A 19,025-nucleotide genomic window follows, 5' to 3' on the forward strand; every position below is an offset into this window, starting at 1 on the left:
CGATCAGGGAGAGCCTCCGATGGAGATGACCAGACGCACTGCCCTCGGGACGGTCGGCGCCGCGGCGGGAGCGGGGCTCTCGGCCGGGGCGAAGGGCCAGGACCTCCCATCGCCCGCTCCTGCTCCGATCCACGCCGAGGTCCCCCCCCAGGCCCCTGGGGTCCGGGGCCGGCTCTCCGGCGCCAAGGCCGCGGCGATGGCCCTGGCCGCCGAGGGGGTCCCCTGCGTCTTCGGGGTTCCGGGGGCCCAGAACAACGAGTTCTGGGACGCGATGAAGACGATCGGTCTGCCGTATTTGCTCACCAGCCACGAGTCGGCCGCCCCGGTCATGGCCGACGCCTCGGCCCGAGTCTCCGGCCGGGTTGGCGCCTTCGCCCTGATTCCGGGGCCGGGCCTGACCAACGCCCTGACCGGCATCGGCGAGGCCCTGCTCGACACCATCCCGATCGTCGGCCTGGTCACCGACGTCAAGCGAGGCCCCTCCGCCCCCGTCGGCCAGGTCCACGCACTGAGCAACGCCGCGATCCTCCGCACCGTGACCAAGGCCGTCTTCGAGGTCCACCACCCGGGCCAGATCGCCGCCGCCATCTTCCGAGCCTTCCGCATCGCCAAGGCCGGACCTCCCGGACCCGTCGGGGTGGTCGTCCCGTATGACCTGCTGTCGATGGTCTGGGACTACGACGAGCCCGTTCCTCCCGAGATCGCCCCCCCCTGGGACGAGGCCGCCTACCGCAAGGCCCTCGACGTGCTGCGAGACCCCTCCCGCAAGGTCGGCATCTACGCCGGCCTCGGCGCCGCCGAGGCGACCGCCGAGCTGGCCGCCGCCGCCGAGCTGCTCCAGGCCCCCGTCGCCACCACCGTCAGCGGCAAGGGGGTCATCCCCGACGACCACCCCCTGGCCGTCGGCTGGGGCTACGGCTCCTTCGGCACGAAGGCCGCCGAGCGCGCCTTCAAGAAGGTCGACACGGTGATCGCCCTCGGCGCCCGATACAGCGAGGTCTCGACGGCCAACTACAACGTCCCGAAGCACGACCACCTGATCCACGTCGACATCGACCCCGCCGTCCTCGGCAAGAACGTCCCCGCCACGGTCCCCGTCCTGGCCGACGCCCGCCTCTTCCTCGCCCGCCTGCTGGCCGACGGCGACCTCGTCCGACGCCCCCCCGACCCCCAGCTCCTTCGAGCCGTCCACCAGGACCGAGCGGCCGAGCGCGCCCAGCATCACGAGGTGAAGATCCGAGACGGCGTCGACCCGATGCGCTTCCTCGCCGTGCTCGGCGAGGCGATCGGCCCCGAGGGGCTGATGTTCGTCGACGTGACCGCCTCGACCCACTGGGCCGCCGAGGCGATCCGACGCCAGGCCCCCCGCCGCTACGTCACCCCGGCCGACAACCAGAGCATGGGCTGGGCCGTCTCCGCCGCCATCGGCGCCCAGCGCACCCGGCCGGATCTCCCCGTCGCCTGCGTCACCGGAGACGGCTGCTTCCTCATGTCCGGCCTGGAGGCCTCCACCGCCTCCCGGATGCACCTGCCCGTGAAGCTGTTCGTCCTCGACGACGGCGCGTATCACTACATGCAGATGCTCCAGGAGCCCCTCTTCGGCCGCACCACCGCCACCGTCCTCCCCCGGCTGGATTACGCCGCGCTGGCCCGAGGCATGGGCCTGGCCTCGCTGGCGATCGCGTCCAACGACGACGTCGTCGGCGGCGTCGCCGCCGCGATGGCCCACCCCGGCCCGATCCTCGTCCGAGTCGCCATCTCCTACAACGGCCGGGAGCTCCGCTGGCTCGAATCCCTCCGCTCCTCCTACCTCGAGAAGCTCGGCACCGGCCAGAAGGCCCGCTTCGCCCTCCGCTTCCTCTCCCGGGCCGCGAACCCGGCGCTGGAGAACGATTGAGCCGGCTCTCCCCGGATCATCCCGGAGTTCCCCGATCGGAGAGCGGAGTCCTCCAATCGAAATCGAGGGGGAGGCTGGAGTCGTCTCGCCCCCCGCCTGCCATCCTCCTCGATCTCCCGGAGCTCCTCCGGAACGCGGAGCGTTCCCCGCCTCGGGGTTGAGCGGGTTGGGTCCGGCCGCTCCCCAAGATCAGAAGCAGATGTCGACGATCCCCCCCTCGACGCGGTGCGCCGCCCCGCTCGTGGCCGAGGCCCGGGGAGAGCAGAGGTAGACCGCGTGCGCCGCCACCTCCTCCGGCGAGGCGAAGCGTCGGATCAGGGAGCTGGGCCGCACCATCGGCACGAACTGCTCCTTCAGTCGCTCCGGGGTCGTGCCGCGCTGCTCGGCCATCCGCTCCACGAAGGTGGCCACCCCCTCGGTCCAGGTCGGCCCGGGAAGCAGGCAGTTGACCGTCACTCCGGTGCCGGCCAGCGTCTTGGCCAGCCCCCGGGCGACCGCCAGTTGGGCCGTCTTGGTCATGCCGTAGTGCACCATCTCGGCCGGAATGTTGATGCCCGACTCGCTGGAGATGAACAGGATGCGCCCCCACCCCCGATCGCGCATGCCCCCCATCACCGCCCGGGAGCAGCGGACGCCGGACATGACGTTGACGTCGAAGAACCGCTGCCAGTCCTCATCCGGGATCTCCTCGAACGGCTTCGGCTCGAAGATGCCGACGTTGTTGACCAGGATGTCGACCGGCCCCTCGGCCTCCGCCCCCCGGATCAACGCCTCCACCCCCTCCGCCGAGTCCAGCCCGCAGGAAACCCCGACCACCTTCCCCTTCCCCAGGGCCGACAGCTCCCTCGCCGTGGCCTCCACCGACGCCGGGTTCCGGCCGTTCACCACGACCGTCGCCCCCTCCTCCGCCAGCCCCCTGGCGATCGCCCGGCCAATCCCGGCCGTCGACCCCGTGACCACCGCGACCTTCCCGACCAGTTGCAGATCCATGGCGATACGCCCCGATTGTCCGATCGATTCGATCTCGAGGAATCCCGCCCCCGGCTCAGAGCCGATCCGGGGCGATGACCACGTGCTTGATCCGCTTGCGCTTCCATGTGTACGTCACGTGGACCGAGCCGTCCCCGGCCTGGATCACCGCCGGGTAGGAGTACTCTCCCGGCTCGTCCTCCAGCGTGAGCACCATCTCCCACGTCTCGCCGCCGTCGGCCGAGATCGCCACGTTCAGCGGCGATCGGCCCCGCTCGGTCGCGTTGAAGACAAGCAACTGGCGCCCGTCGGCCAGAGAGACGGCGTCGGTCCCCGAATTCGGGTTCGGCAGGTCGGTCAGCGTCATGGCGCCCCAGGATTCGCCCCCGTCCCCCGACGACGCCCGCCAGATCCTCCCCTGCCGGCTGCGCCCCAGGGCCAGCAGCGAGCCGTCGGCCCGAGACAGGATGCTCGGCTGGATGGCTCCGATCGCCTCGCCGTCATTGATCGGCGCGGTGCGGATCCAGGTCCGGCCCAGGTCGGCCGTCCGCTCGAAGTGCACGCGCCAGCCCTGGTCCTCGGTGCTGGAGCCGCAGAGGATCGACCCGTCGGGCAGCGCGATCGGCTTGTTCTTGATCGGCCCGAGAATCCCCTCCGGCAGCCTCCTCGGCTCCGACCACGACTGGCCGCCGTCGTCGCTGGTCGTCAGCATCCCCCACCAGTCCCTCGGGCTCGGCCCCACCTTGTAAAACAGCAGCAGCGGGCCGTCCTCCGGCTGGAACAGCACCGGGTTCCAGCACGGGTGCCGGTGGACCTCGCCGTCCGGTGTCTCGTACTGCTCGCCGTCGGCCACCTCCACCGGCGCCGACCACTCCCCTCCGGGAGCCTTCCGAGCCACCCAGATCCCCACGTCCGGGTGCTTCTCGTGCGTTCCCCCGAACCAGGAGGCCACGAGCGTCCCCCCCTTTGCCTCGGCGATCGTCGCGGCGTGGCACTGCGGGGTCGGCTCCTGGTCGAAGACGAACTCCTCGACCAGCACGGGGGACTGTGCCCCCGGCCCGGCCATCGGCCCCATGGCGAGCATCGAGACCAGCAGCATCGACATCGGGATCGTCATGGCGATCGTGCTCCCCGCCCGGGATGGGATCCGAACCGGCCCCTAAGATGCGGCCTCCGCCGCCGAGATTCCAGGGGGGACGCCCTCGATCGCGCCGGATCCCACCCGGATGGAGGCCCCACCGATGCCGACACCCGCCAAAGACGATCTGCTCGACCGCCTCGAGGCCCAGGAACGCGCCCACCGCTCGCCCCTCCCCGGCGCGGATCGATGGCTTCGTCCGGGTGCCTCCGCCGGCTCGTCGGACCTCGCCCCGGATCGCCGGCGTTCCCAGGCCCCTCGTCGTCCTCGAACCGGCCTTCCCCGAAACCGTCGGGCCGCCCCGCTCCCTCCCTTCCGAGGCCTCGATCGGGCATAATCGACCGGCGCCCCTCCCGATCCGACCCGGACGATTGGAGCCGCCCTCCCATGCCGCCTCGCCTCCTCCCCGCGCTGCTGCTGCGGCCGCTGCTGCTCCTGCCGACCCTGGCCTGCCCGGCGATCGCCCAGGAGGAGATCGGGCCCCAGGCCCCGATGACCCCCGAGGCCGCCTCGGCCCTGGAGGCCTTCATCGCCCGAGAGGTCGATCGGAAGGAGATCCCCGCCCTGTCGATCGCCCTGGTGGCCGGCGACCGGATCGTCTGGGCCCGAGGCTTCGGCTCGGCCGACCCCGAGTCCGGCACCCCCGCCACCGCCGAGACGGTCTACCGCGTCGGCTCCGTCTCCAAGCTGTTCACCGACATCGCCGCCATGCAACTGGTCGAGCAAGGCCAACTCGACCTCGACGCCCCCATCGCCGACGCCATCCCCGGGCTCGCCATCCCCGGCCCGTTCGACGAGCCGATCACCCTCCGCCACCTCATGTCCCACCGCGCCGGCATCGTCCGGGAGCCCCCCGTCGGCCACTACTTCGACCCCAGCGGCCCGACCCTGGCCGACACCGTCCTGAGCCTCAACAACACGACCCGCCTGCTCCCCCCCGGCGCGAAGACGAAGTACTCCAACGCGGGCCTCGGCGCCGTCGGCCTGGCCGTCGAGCTCGCCTCGGGCCGGCCCTTCGCCGAGGTCGTCCGCTCCGGCATCCTCCGGCCCCTCGGCATGGATTCCAGCGACTTCGAGCCGTCCCCCGAACTCGAAGGGAAGCTCCCGCAAGCGATCATGTGGAGCTACGACGGCCGCACCTTCCCCGCCCCCCGCTTCCCCCTGGGCTACGCTCCGGCCGGCAGCCTCGTCGCCTCGATGCCCGACCTCGGCCGCTTCCTCATCGCCCTGTTCCACGACGGCCAGGGGCCCAACGGCCCGATCCTCCAGCCCGAGACGCTCGATCGGATGCTCGAGCCCCAGTTCGACGACGACGGCCGCTTCGGCCTCGGCTTCGCCGTGGGATCGTGGCAGGGCCGCCGCCGCTTCGGCCACGGCGGCGCCGTCTACGGCTTCGCCACCGAGCTGGCCGCCCTTCCCGACGAGCAGCTCGGCGTCGCCGTCTCCGCCTCTCGGGACTGCGCCGACGTCGACCGCATCGCCGAGCTGGCCCTCGAGACCCTCCTCGCCCTCCAGGAGGGGGAGCCCCTCCCCCGGTTCCCCCGCTCCGAGCCGCTGCCCGACGGCCTGGCCCGAGCCCTCCGCGGCCGGTTCGCCGACGAGGACGACCCCGGCCGCGTCGTCGAGCTGCTCGACATCGACGGCCTCCTGCTCCTCGTGCCCCCCCAGGGCGGCTTTCTCACCGAGCTGCGCTGCCCGGCCGACGGCCCCGACAACGCCCTCGTCGTCGACGGCCCCCTCGTCTCCCACGGCCCGACGATCACGTTCTCCGACGACCGAAACGCCCTCACCCTCGGCGGCGACACCTTCCGCCGCCTCCCCGACGATCAGCCCCCCCCGCCGGCCCCCGACGAGTGGCTCGGCCTGATCGGAGCGTACGGGTGGGATCACAACGTCCTGGAAATCCTCGAGCGAGAAGGCCGGCTCTACGCCCTCATCGAGTGGTTCTTCCTCGACCCGCTCGAACCCGTCACGGGACAGACCGACACCTTCGCCTTCCCGAACTCCAGCCTCTACCACGACGAGACGATCGCCTTCGAGCGCTCCCCCTCCGGCCGGGCCTCCCGAGCCCTTCTCGCCGGCAGCGTCGTCTTCGAGCGCCGCCCCATCGCCGGCGAGGACGGCTCCACCTTCCGAGTCGTCCCCCTCCGGCCCGTCTCCGAGCTGCTCCCGGGCGCCCTGGCCGCCGCTCCCCCGACGGAGCCGGGGCCCTTCCGGGAACCCGAGCTGGTCGACCTCACCGCCCTGGACCCGACCATCCGCCTCGACATCCGCTACGCGACCGACACCAATTTCCTCGGCACCCCCTTCTACTCCTCCCCCCGGGCCCTGATGCAGCGCCCCGCCGCCGAGGCCCTCGTCCGGGCCCACCAGGAGCTCGAACCGGATGGCCTCGGCCTGCTGATCCACGACGCCTACCGCCCTTGGTACGTCACCAAGATGTTCTACGACGCCACCCCCCCCGAGTCCCGGGGCTTCGTCGCCCACCCGGCCCTCGGCTCGAAGCACAACCGGGGATGCGCCGTCGACCTGACCCTCTGCGACCGAGCCACCGGAGCGCCCGTCCCAATGGTCGCCGGCTACGACGAGTTCTCCGACCGAGCCGGCGCCTTTTACCTGGGCGGCACCTCCCGGCGGCGCTGGTATCGCTCCCGGCTCCGCCAGGCCATGGAGGACCAGGGGTTCACCGTCATCGACAACGAATGGTGGCACTTCGATTACAAGGACTGGCCCTCATACCCGATCGGCAACCTGCCCTTCGAGGCCATCAACGCCGAGGCCCCCTGACCATTCCATGCGCACCGACGACTTCGACTTCCACCTGCCCGACGAGCTCATCGCCCAGCACCCCGCCGACCGCCGCGACCGCTCCCGACTGATGGTCGTCCGCCGAGACGCCGGGGAGATCGAGCACCGCTGCTTCGCCGACCTGCCGGACTTGCTCCGATCCGGCGACGTGCTCGTCCGCAACGACTCGAAGGTCGTCCCCGCCCGGCTCCTCGGCCGCCGATCGGCGACCGGAGGCCGCTGGGAAGGGCTCTTCCTCTCGGAACTCCCCGACGGCTCCTGGGAGCTGATGGCCCAGACCCGGGGCCGCCCCCAGGCCGGCGAGATCATCCTCATCGCCGGCAACGGCAACAGCGACAGCGGCGGTGACGGTGGCGGTGACGGTGGCGGTGGCGGTGGCGACAGCGGCGGCGGCGGCCTGCGCCTGGAACTGCTCGACCGCCTCGACTCCGGCCACTGGCGAGCCCGGCCGCTCGACCCGAGGCCCGCCTTCGAGCTGCTCGACGCCTTCGGCCGCGTCCCCCTGCCGCCCTACATCCGACGAGTCGGCGACGCCGACGACCCGGAGGACCGCGAGCGCTACCAGACCATCTACGCCTCCCGTCCCGGCTCCGTCGCCGCCCCCACCGCCGGCCTGCACTTCACGGCCGAGGTCTTCGACCGCCTCGCCGCCCTCGGCGTCGCCACGCTCGACGTCACCCTGCACGTCGGCCCCGGCACCTTCCGGCCGATCAAGGCCGAGCGGGTGGAGGACCACCGCATGCACGCCGAGTGGGCCGCCATCTCCCCCGCCGTCGCCGACCGCCTCAACGCCGCCCGATCCTCCGGCGGCCGAGTGGTCGCCGTCGGCACCACCGCCACCCGGGTCCTGGAAACCGGCGTCACCCCCTCCGGCACCTTCCTCCCCTTCACCGGCCAGACCGACATCTACCTCCGCCCCGGCGTCCCCGTCCTCGGCACCGATGCCCTCGTCACCAACTTCCACCTGCCCCGCAGCAGCCTGCTCGTCCTCGTCTCCGCCCTCGCCGGCATCGACCTGATCCGAGCCGCCTACGCCGAGGCCGTCTCCCACCGCTACCGCTTCTACAGCTTCGGCGACGCCATGCTCATCCTCTGACTCTGACGTGTCATCCTGGTGTCGTTCGGGGTCGATCCAAGCCGCTTCGGCGACGCCATGCTCATCCTCTGACTCCGACCCCGGCTCCCACGCCCGCCCTCCCCAAGGACGGACCAGCCCCGCCCCCTTTCCGCTCGGAGACGCCAAACTCCTCCCCTGAAACCGGGCCTCCCCTCCCCAAGGACGGACCGGCCCCGCCCCCTCCCGGCGATGATCTCAGACAGCACCGAGCAACGGCCTCCCCTCGCCCTCGGGCCCCGGTCCCGGTCCCGGTCCCGCCCTCGGCGTCGCGTTCCCGATGCGGCCAGCCATGAACACAACCACGAACCCGCGTTCGCATCCTCGGCCCCGGAGACACCTCTCCGTCCGCTGGCGGGTCCGATCCCTCCGCCGAGTCCCCCGTTCGCTCTCCCCGCTCGGGAGCCTCGGGAACGCTCTCGGCGCCGAATCGACGGAGCGGCATGGTCGCCGTCCTTGGCCTTGCGCGGGTGGACCGCGTCGACCGTCCTGGTCGTCCGACCGAGGCGTTCGCCTCGGCCTCATTCCGTGTCCTCCGCTCTCTTGCACCCAATCATCATTCCATGCTTTCTGCTCTCCTGCGTCCAATCATTATTCCATGCTCTCTGCTCTCCTGCGCCCGAGCATTGTTCCATGCCCTCTGCTCTCTTGCGCCCGAGCAACCCTCCGAAACGCCCGTGCTCTCTGTTCTCTTGCGCTCCGGCAACGTGTTCGTCCGTTCCTTCCCGAACCGTCAACATCGCGGTCATCGGAATGCGACCATCCCGACGAAGCGAACCCAACACATCGACGCAATACCATCTAAAAAAACAACTTACAACAAACTGCCTCAGCGCGCCGTCCGCGCCCTCGCCCGCGCGCTCGCCCTCCCTCCCGGGCACCGGGGAGTCTGCTCGCCCGCGCGATCGAGCGGCCTCATCCCTCGGATCGGGGAGGCGCCCCGGCGGCGGCGCTCTCCGGGAGCAGTCGCACCGAAACGAACCCGTTTTCTTACCGCAACCTTGGAATGCTCAACATGTTCCGTAATCACCGCTCAGCGCACCGAACCGCGTTGGAGTTCCCGATCGGCGCCGGGGGAGGGGGTCGTCGGCCGGCTCGACGGCCGAGGGCAGACGCGACTCAAGGGAGCCGGGCCCGGAGCGAAGGATCCTCGGCGGTCGGGGTCCCGATCAAGCACCGGCGACTCCTCCGTGGGCTTCCCCGAGGCGGGCCGCCATGCTGCAATGGAACGCCAAGGGCCGGACCGCCCCCGGGCCGATCGAGCCACCATGACCCGGGGCCATCGGTCACGGACCGCCGGCCCGACACCTCGTCCCCGCACCAGCAGAGAAAGGGCCCGACCCCATGTTCCTGACGCCCGGACGCTCTCCGCTCCGATTCCTCGCCCCGGCCCTGGCCTTTGGCCTGCTCGTCCCGGCCGCCTCCTCCTCCCGAGCCCAGGCCCAGGACCAGGACGACCTGCCCAGCGCCGAGGAGATCCTGGCCAAATCCATCGAGGCCACCGGCGGGGTCGAGGCCTACCAGGCCCTCAGCTCCCGCAAGATCACCGGCAGCATCGAGTTCGCAGACCAGGGGCTCACGGGGGAGCTGACGATCATGCAGCAGGCCCCGAACAAGCTGAAGGTCATCCTCGAGCTGCCGGGCATCGGCACCATCATCGAAGGGACCGACGGTTCGGAGGTCTACGAGATCAACCCGATCACCGGGGAGCGGCTCAAGGAGGGGGCCGAGAAGGCCGCCACCCTCCGCGAGGCCGACTTCGACGCCGACCTGAACTGGAAGGAGCACTACGCCCAGGCCGAGACGACCGGCGTCGAGCAGGTGAACGACACCCGATGCTTCGTCGTCGAGATGACCCCCAAGGAGGGCACCATCGAGACCCGCTACTACGCCGCCGACTCCGGCCTGCTGCTTCGGGTCAAGCGGACGATCGAGTCTCCGATGGGAGCCGTGCCGGTCGAGTCCACGTTCTCCGACTTCCGGGAGGTCGACGGCGTCACGATGCCGTTCCAGAGCACCGATACGGTCCTCGGCCAGACGGTGAAGACGGCCTTCGCCGCGATCGAGCACGGCGTCACCTTCCCCGAGGGGACCTTCGACCTGCCCGAGCCCCTTCGGCCCACCGAGGATCGACCGGACGATCACCGCGACTGACCACCCCACCCGACCCGACCCGACCCGACCCGACCCAGGGAGAATCCACCATGTCGAGCCGGCGGACCGGCCTCCTGTTCGACGAGCCGGACGAGGGCGGGTCCGCCCTGGAGGTCGACCCGTCGGCGCCGCTGGCCGAGCGGATGCGACCCAGGTCGCTCGACGAGTTCGTCGGCCAGGAGCACCTGATCGGCCCGGGAAAGATGCTCCGGAGGCTGGTGGAGGGGACGGGGAGGCTCCCGTCGCTGATCCTCTGGGGGCCGCCGGGATCGGGCAAGACGACCCTGGCCCGGCTGCTGGCGATGCGGGAGCGGACCCGGTTCGCCCCGCTCTCGGCCGTGCTGGCCGGGGTGAAGGAGCTGCGCGAGGCGATCTCCCAGGCCCGGGAGGCCCGCCGGCACTTCATCCACACGTTGCTCTTCATCGATGAAATCCACCGCTTCAACAAGGCCCAGCAGGACGCCCTGCTGCCGAGCGTCGAGGACGGCACGGTCACGCTCGTCGGCGCGACGACGGAGAACCCCTCGTTCGAGGTGAACGCGGCGCTGCTGTCGCGCTGCAAGACGGTGATCCTGCACCCGCTGGGCGAGGACCAGATCGTCTCGCTGCTGCGCCGGGCGCTGGAGGACGGCGAGCGCGGCCTGGCGGCGCTTCGGCCCGAGGTGCCCGACGCGGAGCTCGGCCGGCTGGCCCGGTTCTCCGGAGGGGACGTGCGGGTGGCGCTCTCGGCGCTGGAGGCGGCGGTGCTCTCGGTCCCTCCAGGGCCAGACGGCCTGCGTCGCGTGGACGAGGCCACCGTCGTCGAGGCCCTGGGCCGCTCCCGGTTTTCCTACGACAAGGGGGGAGAGGATCACTACAACCTCGCCTCGGCCCTGATCAAGAGCCTGAGGAACTCCGACGGCGACGCGGCCCTGTACTGGCTCGCCCGACTGATCGAGGGCGGGGCGGACCCGGTCTTCATCGCCCGCCGGCTCTGCATCCTGGCGAGCGAGGACATCGGCCTGGCCGACCCTCAGGCGATGGTGCAGGCGCACGCCGCGGCGGAGATCACCCGGCTGATCGGCCTGCCGGAGGCCCTCTACCCGCTGGCTCAGGCGACGATCTACCTGGCCCGGGCGCCGAAGTCGGACCTCGTGAAGCGAGCCTACCAGGCGGCGTCGAGCGACGCCGCCGCCTCCGCCCGAGAGCCGGTGCCGCTGCACCTGCGCAACGCCGTCACCCCGCTGATGGCCGGGGCTGGCTACGGCCGGGGCTACCGCTCCGTCCACGACGACCCCGCCGCTCGGGAGGAGATGGCCTGCCTGCCCGACCTCCTGCGGGGTCGTCGCTACCTGGACTCCCCTCCCGGGGACTCTCCCGGCCACTCGCGAGAAGGCGGCCCACCCTCCGCGTCGGCCGCCGGGGCGTCGTCGCCTTCAAACGCCTCGACAGCGTGCTCAGCGACCCGGACCACATAGTCGTTCGGGTCCTTCAGGGCCGTCCGCAAGGCGGCCTCGGCCGGGGAAGCCCGTTCATCAAGACGATCAAGCACGTTGATCGCAAGCAAGCGAACCCAATCGTTGTCGCTGGCCAGGGCGTTGATCAGAGGGGGCAGGGCCGAGTCGTCCCGGCCAAGTCGGGCGAGGGCGTCGGCGGCGGCGACCCGGACCCAGGGAGCCGGATCGTTGGTCGCGGTGACAAGCCGAGAGGAGACGGGAAGGGCGGAGTCTCCCCGGATCGCCAAGCCGGTGGCGGCCCACCAGCGGACGGCCGGATCGGGGTCATCGAGCAGGGCGGCCAGGTCGTCCACGTCGGACGGGTCTCCCCGGCCGGCGAGATCGGCGGCGGCGGCGATCCGGGCGATCGGGTAGATCGTCGGGTCCTCCCGAACCGCGTCATACGGCGGGCGGTCGCCGAACCGAGTGCGGAGGTCCGCCTCGGTGAGCAGGCCGAGGTCGACGATCTCAAGCTGCCAGCGGCGGTGCTCGGCTCGGAGGCGCTCCAGGATCGCTCGGTGCTCGGGCGAGCCGGCCAGGTTGTTCACCTCGAAGGGGTCGGCCTCGGTGTCGTACAGCTCCTCGGCCGGCTTCTCCAGGGCCATGAACGCGGCGGGAGGGCCGGTCAGGGCGCCGGCGTCGGCCATTCGCTGCCAGTCCTGCATCGTCGGCATCTCGTACATGTAGCTGATGTGCTGATGGTGAAAGTAGGGAAGCTGAGGCAAATAGTTCCGGATATACTTGTATCGTTCATCTCGGACCATCCGGATCAGATCGTAGCGCTCGTCCATGCGGTCTCGGAAGCCGTGGACATACCTCCTGGGCTCTCCGGCTCGGTCGCCGAGGAAGGCGGAGCCCTGCATGTGGGCGGGGATCTCCAGCCCGGCGAGGCTGAGGACGGTGGGGGCGAGGTCGACGAAGCTGATCAGCCGGTCGGTTTCCGAGCCGGGGGGGCCGGGGGCGAATCGGGAGTACTTCTCCGGGAACCGGACGATGAAGGGGACCTTCGTGCTGGAGTCGTACAGCCATCGCTTGCCCCGGGGCATGCCGGCGCCGTGGTCGGAGTAGAAGAAGACGATCGTGTCGTCGGCCAGGCCGTCGGCCTCGAGCTGATCGAGCAGGGCGCCGACCTGCTTGTCCATGAACGTGATCATGTCGGCGTACCGGGCCCAGTCCCGTCGGACGGCGGGAGTGTCGGGGTGGTAGGGGGGGACGGGGGCGTCGGCGGGGTCGTGCCGCTCTCCGGGGGCGAACCCGGCCACGCGGTCGCGGTACTGGTCCTCGGGCAGCCGGATCTGGCTCTCGTGGCTCGAGGTGAAGTTGAAGACGGCGAAGAAGGGCTGGCCCTCGGCCCGGTTGCGGTAGGAGGCCGTGGTGCTGGACTCGTCCCAGGTCCCCTCGGGGGTGGGCAGGTTGTAGTCGGTCTTGACGTTGTTGGTGCAGTAGTAGCCGGCGTCCCGGAGGTAGGAGGGGAACAGGAGGACCCCCTCGGGCAGCGTGCCCTGGCAGCGCATGTGCTGCGAGCCGATCGAGGGTGGGAACATGCCGGTGATGATCGTCGACCGGGCCGGGGCGCAGACGCCGATCGGGGCGAAGGCGTTGCGGTAGCGGACCCCCTGCGAGGCCAGGCGGTCGATGTTCGGCGTCACGGCGTACGGGTCGCCGAAGGCGCCGACGTTCGGGCTGATGTCCTCGCAGGTGATCCAGAGGATGTTCGGGCGGTCGGGGCTCTCGCCGTCGGCCGGTCGGGAGCGGGCGTCCGCCGGCTCGGAGGCGAGCAACCCGGCCAGGAGGCAGGAGCAGAAGCGGACGAAAGAGCGGAAACGAAGCGTTCGAGTCGTCATGGCGGCGGTCCCTCGGACGGTGGTCCGGGCCGGGAGGGCGGTCGGGGCCTCGTTCGGGCCCGGCGAGGGAGAAGGGGGGCCGGACCCGCCCCCGAAGCAGGACTATCAGAACCCGGGCCGACGGGCAAGGAGGCGAGCCCGTTGCCCGTCGCCTCGTCTCGGGCTAGATTTGCGCAGGAATGCCTCCGCCGGCGCGGCCGGACGGCGCCCCCGAACCCGCCCCCTCCCCAGGGGAGAGGACCGACGATGAGCGACCCCAACGAGCCCCAGTTCGTCGCCGAGGACGTCGACGCCGCGACGGTCGCCCGGATCACGGCGAAGGAGATCCGGCACCCCGAAGCGGCCACCGCGCTGGGAGCGCAGCTCAAGGGGCTGGTGGAGCAGCACAGCCGCACCCGAATCGTCGTCGACCTGGACTCCTGCCGCTACATCAGCAGCACCGGGTTCGCGGCGCTGCTGGGCCTGGGCCGGCTGCTCCGCCAGCACGGCGGCCGGATGGCGCTGTGCCGGGTCGACCCCGACGTCCTCGTCGGGGCCCGGATCATCGGCATCGAGCAGGTCGCGCCGATCTTCGAGACCGAGAGCCAGGCAATCGCTCACGTCTCGGCCTGACGCTCCCTCCCCCGGCCCTCCGCCCGGCCGGCTCAGGACGGCCGGCCGGCTCAGACCGGCAGGGGTTCGAGCAGGGCGGCGTCGGCCTCCTCCGAGAGCCGGCGGACGACCTCGGCGGGGAGGGGCCGGTCGAGCGCCCCGGCGTTGTCGACCACCTGCTCCGGCCGCTTGGCGCCGAAGAGGGCCACGCCGACCCCCGGCTGGTCGAGCACCCAGCGCAGGGCCACTTGGGCGGGGGTCTGGCCGAGCCCCTCGGCGGCCTCTCGCACGGCATCGGCCACGCGGAGGTTGCGCAGGAAGCGGTCGCCGGAGAAGTTGTCGTAGCGGTGGCGGCGGTCGTCGCGGTCGAAGGTCGAGCCGGCGGTGAACTTGCCGGTGAGCAGCCCCTGGGCGAGCGACCCCCAGGTGACGACCGTGATCCGCTCCCGGTCGGCGATCGCCCGGAGGGGGCCGAGCGCGCCGCGGTCGACCAGGCTGAAGGGAAGCTGGACGGCGTGGACCGGGCCGACGGCCAGGGCGCGCTCGATCAGCTCGGGCCCGACGTTGGACAGGCCAATCATGCGGATCTGGCCGGCGTCTCGGCGGCGGAGCAGCTCGAGCATCGTCTCCTCGATCGGCGTCCGGCCATCGGGCCAGTGCAGGTAGTAGAGCGGGATGCAGTCGAGGCGGAGCCGTCGCAGGCTCCCCTCCAGCGCCCGGCGGAGGTGGGCGGGGGAGGCGTCCTTGGTCATCGCGCCGTCGTCTGCTCGGCGGACGCCGAACTTGGTGGCCACAACGACCCGCTCTCGGTCGGGCCCGAGCGCCGAGGCGAGCACCTCCTCCGAGTGCCCCAGGCCATACACGTCGGCCGTGTCGAAGTGGTCGATCCCCAGGTCGAGCGCCCGGCGGACGGCGCCGGCCGACTCGTGGTCGTCGACGTGCCCCCAGCCGTGGCCCCCGATCGGGCAGCCCCCCAGGCCGAGCCGGGAGATCAGCGGGCCGTCGGGGCCGAGTCGGGTCCTCTCCATCGCGGCGATGCTCCCCGGAACGGTTTGGAAAGGACGAGCAGGGCGGTCCGGGCCAGGATCGCCAGATCGAGGCCGAGCGACCGCTCCTCGACGTATCGGAGTCGCAACGCATTCTTGCGCGGCAGGACCAGAGCGCGGAAGGTGCCGTCGGGGTCGTCGCCGCCAACCACCTCCTGCAGGTCGCCGAACTCCAGGCAGGCCAGGTCGGTGATCCCCGGCCGCACGGAGAGGATCCGGCGCTCGTCCTCGGTGTATGCGTCGGTGTACTCGGCCACCTCGGGCCTGGGGCCGACGAGGCTCATGTCGCCGGCCAGGACGTTGAGGAGCTGCGGCAGCTCGTCGAGCTTGTACCGCCGCAGCACGGCGCCGACCCGGGTGATCCTCGGGTCCCCCTTGCCGGTGGTTGTGCCGCCGAGGGACTCGGCGTCGACAACCATCGACCGGAACTTGTAGATACGAAACGGCCTCCCGTCCTTGCCCGTCCGCACTCCCCGGTAGAAGACCGGGCCGGGGGACGAGAGGAGGACGGCCAGGCCGATCGCCAGCAGCAGCGGTCCGATCACCAGCAGGCCGGCGAGGGCGGCGAGCACGTCGATGGCCCGCTTGATCGCCTCGTAGGAGGAGCCGGCGCGGCGGGCCGGCCGCGGCGGGGCGATCGTCTCAAGCGGCGACATGGCGGGCGGCCCCGAGCGATTCCAGGTGGTCGGCCATCGCGCCGAAGACGCGGTCGGCCGTGAAGCGATCGCGGTAGAGGCGCCAGGCGTTGACCGACAGCTCGGCCAGGCGGGAGCGATCGTCGTCGAGCGCCTCCAGGGCGTCGGCCAGGCGATCGGGGCGGCCGAACTCGTAGGAGACGCCGCAGTCGTGCCGGCCGAGCAGGTCGGCGAGCACGCCGTCGAGCCCGGTGAGGACGGGGAGCCCGGCCGAAAGGTACTCGACCGGCTTGTTCGGCATCCCCATCACATAGTTGGGGATCTTCGCGTAAGGGGCCAGGCCGACGGAGGAGGCCCGCATCAGGGTCCAGATCTCGGCGGCGCCGACCCAGCCGGGCAGCAGGACGTTCCCGAGCCCGGCGGCCCGGCGGCGGAGGCGCTCCAGGCGGTCTCCGGTGCCGCAGAGGACGAAGCGGATCGACCGGCGGCGGTCGCGGAGGATTCGGGCCGCGTCGACGACGGTGTGCAGCTCCGACTGCCGGCCCATCGCCCCGAAGTAGCAGGCGATCAGCTCCCCCTCGGGGAACCGGGAGGGGTCCAGCCCTCGGCCGGCCCAGGAGAGCCGGGCGGCGGCGATGGCGCTGTCGGAGGGGCGGCGGGCCTCGTAGGCCATGGGGAAGTCGCGGTCGACGGGGCGGCGGCCCCGGCCGGCGTAGCCGAGCGCCCAGTCGACGAAGGCGGGGGTTGTGCCGAGGATCGCGTCGGCTCCGGCGCACGCCTGCTTCGTGTCCCGGATCATCGAGCGGAGGGCCATGGCCGCCGCCCCCCGGGCCCAGCCGGGGGCCAGGTCGAGGATCAGGTCGGGCCAGAGGTCGCGGACGTCTAGCACCACGGGCACGCCGAACTCCCGGCCGAAGCGGACGGCGGCGGCGCTGACCTCGGCCGTCGGCAGGGAGGAGACGATCAGGTCCGGCGGCGCTTCCCTCCTGGCCAGCTCGGCGAACCGAGTCGCGGTCACGCGATGGCTGGCGATCCGGGCGAGGGAGACGTTCCGGCGGTAGAGCGGCGCGTGGATCAGGCGGAGCCGGTAGCGGTCGCCGAGGAGGAGATCGGCGTCCTGGTCGGCCCGGTGGCGCTTCTCAGCGTGGTTGACCGTGGAGGACCACCAGACGACCTCGTGGCCGCGGTGGACCAGCTCCCGGGCGAGCATGCCGGTGCGGAAGAGGCGGGGGTCGGTCGCGTCGATCGGCAGCGGCTCGCCGAGCTTGATGAGCCAGATCTTCATGCGACGGCGTCCTTCCCCTTCGGGCCCGACAGCTCGAAGATCGCCTGCCAGGCCCATCGCCTCAGCCCCGGGATGCGGAGGATCGCCCCGTCGACCGCGTCGAGGACGGCCAGCGCGGGGGAGAACAGCCGGGTCGTCCGCAGCGGCAGCGCGGCGATCGAGGCGAGATGAAAGAAACGAATATCGACCCGATCAAACGACTCGAGGGCCCGGCGGATGTCCTCCACGCGGAGGATGTGGTCGACCTCGAAGGCCGTCCTCAGGTGAGGCGTCCGGCGGCGGTAGGCCATGACGATCGGGTTGTGCGCCAGGGCCTCGGTGCAGATGATCCGGCCGTTCGGCGTGAGGATCCGGCGCAGCTCGGCGAAGGCGGCGGCCAGATCGAGATGGTGCAGGCAGCCGTTGACGACGATCACGTCGAAGGAATCGTCGGGGAAGCTGGTGCGTTCGGCGTCCATGACGAGGAATCGGGTGCGGTCGGCCACGCCGGCGGCCTCGGCTTCCCGGCGGGCGGTCTCGATGGAGACGTCGGAGATGTCGATGCCGACGACGTCCTTGGCCCCCAGGCGGGCCAGCTCGATCGCGTCCTGGCCCAGTCCGCAGCAGTAGGCCAGCGCCCTCGATCCCGGAGCGTGCCGGGCCATCCAGCGGTTCATGAACGCCTTGCTCGACCGGGCGAGGGCGTAGAACTTCTTGTTCGGGTAGCGGTCGAGGAAGGACGCGGCGTCCTGCTGGCGGTCCCGCTCGCGACGGTTGTGGAACTCTCGCTCGAGGTCCTTGCGGTCGGGGATCGCGTTGGGGTCGGCCGGGATCGGGGAGGGGGGCGTGGCGATGCTCATCGGGGAGGCTCCTCGCGGGTGGTTCGATGCGGAATGGCTGATGGCGAATGGCAATCGGCGAAATCGGGGAGCGTCGCCGTTTTGATGAGATTCGATCGGGTTCGAGGGGTGATCGCGTCGGGCGTTCGACGTCACCGTCCGACCTCCCGATTTCCCGACAACGGGACCAGGAGCGCCCGTCAACCGGCTGAGGGGGCCGGGGAAGGCGAACCGGGCTTGCGGGCGATGTAGTCGAGCCGGCAGCGGGCGAGGTCCTCGGGGTCCCGGCCCCGGTAGGGGGGGGCGAGGGGAAAGCCGTTGCGGAGGTCGGAGACGGCCCGGGAGTCGACCTCGAAGCGGTGGCGGACCAGGTGGAGCGGGCTCTCGAGGAAGAGGCGGCGGTAGTCGTCGTCCCGGAGCCGGTTGTGGTAGGCGAAGCGGTTGCCGCCGATCCGACGCCAGGACTCCTCGTCGAAGCGGAGGAAGTGGACGGTGCTGATCGTCGGGTCGGCGTGGGCGAAGTGGTCGGTCGGGTCGATCCGGTGCGCGGCGACGCCGCCGGGCCGGAGCACTCGGGAGGCCTCTCGGAGCAGGGCCTCGATCACGACGGGAGGGACGTGCTCCATCACATAGGCGGAGAAGTGCACGTCGATCGAGCCGTCGGCCAGGCCGGTGGCGGCGGCGTCGGCCGGCGCGTGGTAGGCGATGTTGGCTCGTTTGAGGAAGGCGAGGGGCCGGTCCTGGAGCTGGTCGAGCGTCGCCAGCCGGCGGCGCAGGGCGTCCGGGTCGACGAGCCCGGCCAGCCGGGACTCGACCAGCTCGGCCCGGTCGGCGATCCAGCCGAGCATGCCGGCGGCGAGCCGGGGGCGGAGGTAGCGGTTCAGGTCGAACGTCTCGACCCGAGAGGCGCCGGCCAGCCAGAAGAGGACCGGGATGGTGGGGGCGTAGCCGGTGCCGACCTCCATCACGGAGGCCCCCTCGATGGCGACGCCGGCTTCGGCCAGGCCGGCGATCGTGCGGCAGGCCAGGTCGAGCCGTTCGCCGTAGTCGGGCCGGCGGTGGCGGCCGACCGCCCGCTGGAGGCCGGCGTAGATGCCGCCGCCTCCCGGAACGGCGTCACAGTAGCGCTGGATCCGGGACTTGATCCGCCAGTTCATCGGGCTCCAGCCCTCCTCGTCGAGGCGTCCGACCTCCAGAGGGGAGTGATTCCTCCGGGCGTCGGCTGATCCCATCCGGCCCTCGGTGGGGGCG

13 protein-coding genes and 1 pseudogene are annotated in these 19,025 nt (G+C 71.6%); 6 read left to right on the forward strand and 8 right to left on the reverse strand.

The window, feature by feature from the left end:
• Positions 1-25: 25 nt before the first annotated feature.
• Complete coding sequence (locus TsocGM_RS14100) at positions 26-1,897, forward strand: thiamine pyrophosphate-binding protein (protein WP_233578869.1); 1,872 nt, start codon at positions 26-28, stop codon at positions 1,895-1,897.
• Between the two features lie 189 nt (positions 1,898-2,086).
• Here the strand turns inward: TsocGM_RS14100 and TsocGM_RS14105 are convergent, their stop codons facing one another.
• Both TsocGM_RS14105 and TsocGM_RS14110 read right to left on the reverse strand, forming a co-directional pair.
• Positions 2,087-2,887, reverse strand: coding sequence for an SDR family NAD(P)-dependent oxidoreductase (locus TsocGM_RS14105; protein WP_126726113.1), 801 nt, complete (start codon positions 2,885-2,887; stop codon positions 2,087-2,089).
• A gap of 55 nt (positions 2,888-2,942) precedes the next feature.
• Positions 2,943-3,983, reverse strand: coding sequence for a sialidase family protein (locus tag TsocGM_RS14110; protein ID WP_199756788.1), 1,041 nt, complete (start codon positions 3,981-3,983; stop codon positions 2,943-2,945).
• Between the two features lie 408 nt (positions 3,984-4,391).
• Here TsocGM_RS14110 and TsocGM_RS14115 point away from each other — a divergent pair, with 408 nt between their 5' ends.
• The 4 genes from TsocGM_RS14115 to TsocGM_RS27075 all read left to right on the forward strand — a co-directional run bounded on the left by TsocGM_RS14115 (position 4,392) and on the right by TsocGM_RS27075 (position 11,537).
• Complete coding sequence (locus tag TsocGM_RS14115) at positions 4,392-6,791, forward strand: serine hydrolase (RefSeq protein WP_126726114.1); 2,400 nt, start codon at positions 4,392-4,394, stop codon at positions 6,789-6,791.
• 7 nt (positions 6,792-6,798) lie between these two features.
• Positions 6,799-7,908: a tRNA preQ1(34) S-adenosylmethionine ribosyltransferase-isomerase QueA gene (queA, locus tag TsocGM_RS14120; protein ID WP_126726115.1), complete on the forward strand. Its 1,110-nt coding sequence runs from the start codon at positions 6,799-6,801 to the stop codon at positions 7,906-7,908.
• A 1,362-nt stretch (positions 7,909-9,270) separates the two neighbouring features.
• Positions 9,271-10,080: a LolA-like protein gene (locus TsocGM_RS14125; RefSeq protein WP_126726116.1), complete on the forward strand. Its 810-nt coding sequence runs from the start codon at positions 9,271-9,273 to the stop codon at positions 10,078-10,080.
• A 50-nt stretch (positions 10,081-10,130) separates the two neighbouring features.
• Positions 10,131-11,537: a replication-associated recombination protein A gene (locus TsocGM_RS27075; protein ID WP_126726117.1), complete on the forward strand. Its 1,407-nt coding sequence runs from the start codon at positions 10,131-10,133 to the stop codon at positions 11,535-11,537.
• 5 nt (positions 11,538-11,542) lie between these two features.
• Here TsocGM_RS27075 and TsocGM_RS14135 read toward each other — a convergent pair.
• Positions 11,543-13,399: pseudogene (locus TsocGM_RS14135) on the reverse strand (sulfatase-like hydrolase/transferase); the annotation flags it as partial.
• Positions 13,400-13,645: 246 nt separating this feature from the next.
• Here TsocGM_RS14135 and TsocGM_RS14140 point away from each other — a divergent pair.
• Entirely contained in the window at positions 13,646-14,011 is a 366-nt protein-coding gene (locus TsocGM_RS14140; RefSeq protein WP_126726119.1) for an STAS domain-containing protein, read from the forward strand.
• 50 nt (positions 14,012-14,061) lie between these two features.
• On the opposite strand, the gene TsocGM_RS14145 is transcribed toward TsocGM_RS14140, so the two are convergent.
• From TsocGM_RS14145 to TsocGM_RS14165, 5 genes are all read right to left on the reverse strand, one after another.
• On the reverse strand, positions 14,062-15,018 hold the full coding sequence (locus TsocGM_RS14145; protein ID WP_126726120.1) for an aldo/keto reductase: 957 nt from the start codon (positions 15,016-15,018) through the stop codon (positions 14,062-14,064).
• On the reverse strand, positions 14,982-15,692 hold the full coding sequence (locus tag TsocGM_RS14150) for a sugar transferase (RefSeq protein ID WP_126726121.1): 711 nt from the start codon (positions 15,690-15,692) through the stop codon (positions 14,982-14,984). The genes TsocGM_RS14145 and TsocGM_RS14150 overlap by 37 nt, the downstream gene beginning before the upstream one ends.
• Positions 15,679-16,956, reverse strand: a complete 1,278-nt coding sequence (locus TsocGM_RS14155) for a glycosyltransferase family 4 protein (protein WP_158633563.1) — start codon at positions 16,954-16,956, stop codon at positions 15,679-15,681. The genes TsocGM_RS14150 and TsocGM_RS14155 overlap by 14 nt, the downstream gene beginning before the upstream one ends.
• Positions 16,953-17,795, reverse strand: a complete 843-nt coding sequence (locus TsocGM_RS14160) for a class I SAM-dependent methyltransferase (RefSeq protein WP_126726123.1) — start codon at positions 17,793-17,795, stop codon at positions 16,953-16,955. Before TsocGM_RS14160 ends, TsocGM_RS14155 begins: the two co-directional genes overlap by 4 nt.
• A gap of 179 nt (positions 17,796-17,974) precedes the next feature.
• Complete coding sequence (locus TsocGM_RS14165) at positions 17,975-19,006, reverse strand: class I SAM-dependent methyltransferase (protein ID WP_126726124.1); 1,032 nt, start codon at positions 19,004-19,006, stop codon at positions 17,975-17,977.
• Positions 19,007-19,025 lie beyond the last annotated feature (19 nt).

The sequence above is a fragment of the Tautonia sociabilis genome (genome assembly GCF_003977685.1).
Taxonomy (GTDB): Bacteria; Planctomycetota; Planctomycetia; order Isosphaerales; family Isosphaeraceae; genus Tautonia; species Tautonia sociabilis.

Coding starts and splice junctions, on each gene's coding strand:
- TsocGM_RS27075 (WP_126726117.1), top strand. CDS start 10,131: ATGTCGAGCCGGCGGACCGGCCTCCTGTTCGACGAGCCGGACGAGGGC.
- TsocGM_RS14105 (WP_126726113.1), bottom strand. CDS start 2,887: ATGGATCTGCAACTGGTCGGGAAGGTCGCGGTGGTCACGGGGTCGACG.
- TsocGM_RS14165 (WP_126726124.1), bottom strand. CDS start 19,006: ATGGGATCAGCCGACGCCCGGAGGAATCACTCCCCTCTGGAGGTCGGA.
- TsocGM_RS14150 (WP_126726121.1), bottom strand. CDS start 15,692: ATGTCGCCGCTTGAGACGATCGCCCCGCCGCGGCCGGCCCGCCGCGCC.
- TsocGM_RS14140 (WP_126726119.1), top strand. CDS start 13,646: ATGAGCGACCCCAACGAGCCCCAGTTCGTCGCCGAGGACGTCGACGCC.
- queA (WP_126726115.1), top strand. CDS start 6,799: ATGCGCACCGACGACTTCGACTTCCACCTGCCCGACGAGCTCATCGCC.
- TsocGM_RS14115 (WP_126726114.1), top strand. CDS start 4,392: ATGCCGCCTCGCCTCCTCCCCGCGCTGCTGCTGCGGCCGCTGCTGCTC.
- TsocGM_RS14125 (WP_126726116.1), top strand. CDS start 9,271: ATGTTCCTGACGCCCGGACGCTCTCCGCTCCGATTCCTCGCCCCGGCC.
- TsocGM_RS14100 (WP_233578869.1), top strand. CDS start 26: ATGACCAGACGCACTGCCCTCGGGACGGTCGGCGCCGCGGCGGGAGCG.
- TsocGM_RS14160 (WP_126726123.1), bottom strand. CDS start 17,795: ATGAGCATCGCCACGCCCCCCTCCCCGATCCCGGCCGACCCCAACGCG.
- TsocGM_RS14145 (WP_126726120.1), bottom strand. CDS start 15,018: ATGGAGAGGACCCGACTCGGCCCCGACGGCCCGCTGATCTCCCGGCTC.
- TsocGM_RS14110 (WP_199756788.1), bottom strand. CDS start 3,983: ATGACGATCCCGATGTCGATGCTGCTGGTCTCGATGCTCGCCATGGGG.
- TsocGM_RS14155 (WP_158633563.1), bottom strand. CDS start 16,956: ATGAAGATCTGGCTCATCAAGCTCGGCGAGCCGCTGCCGATCGACGCG.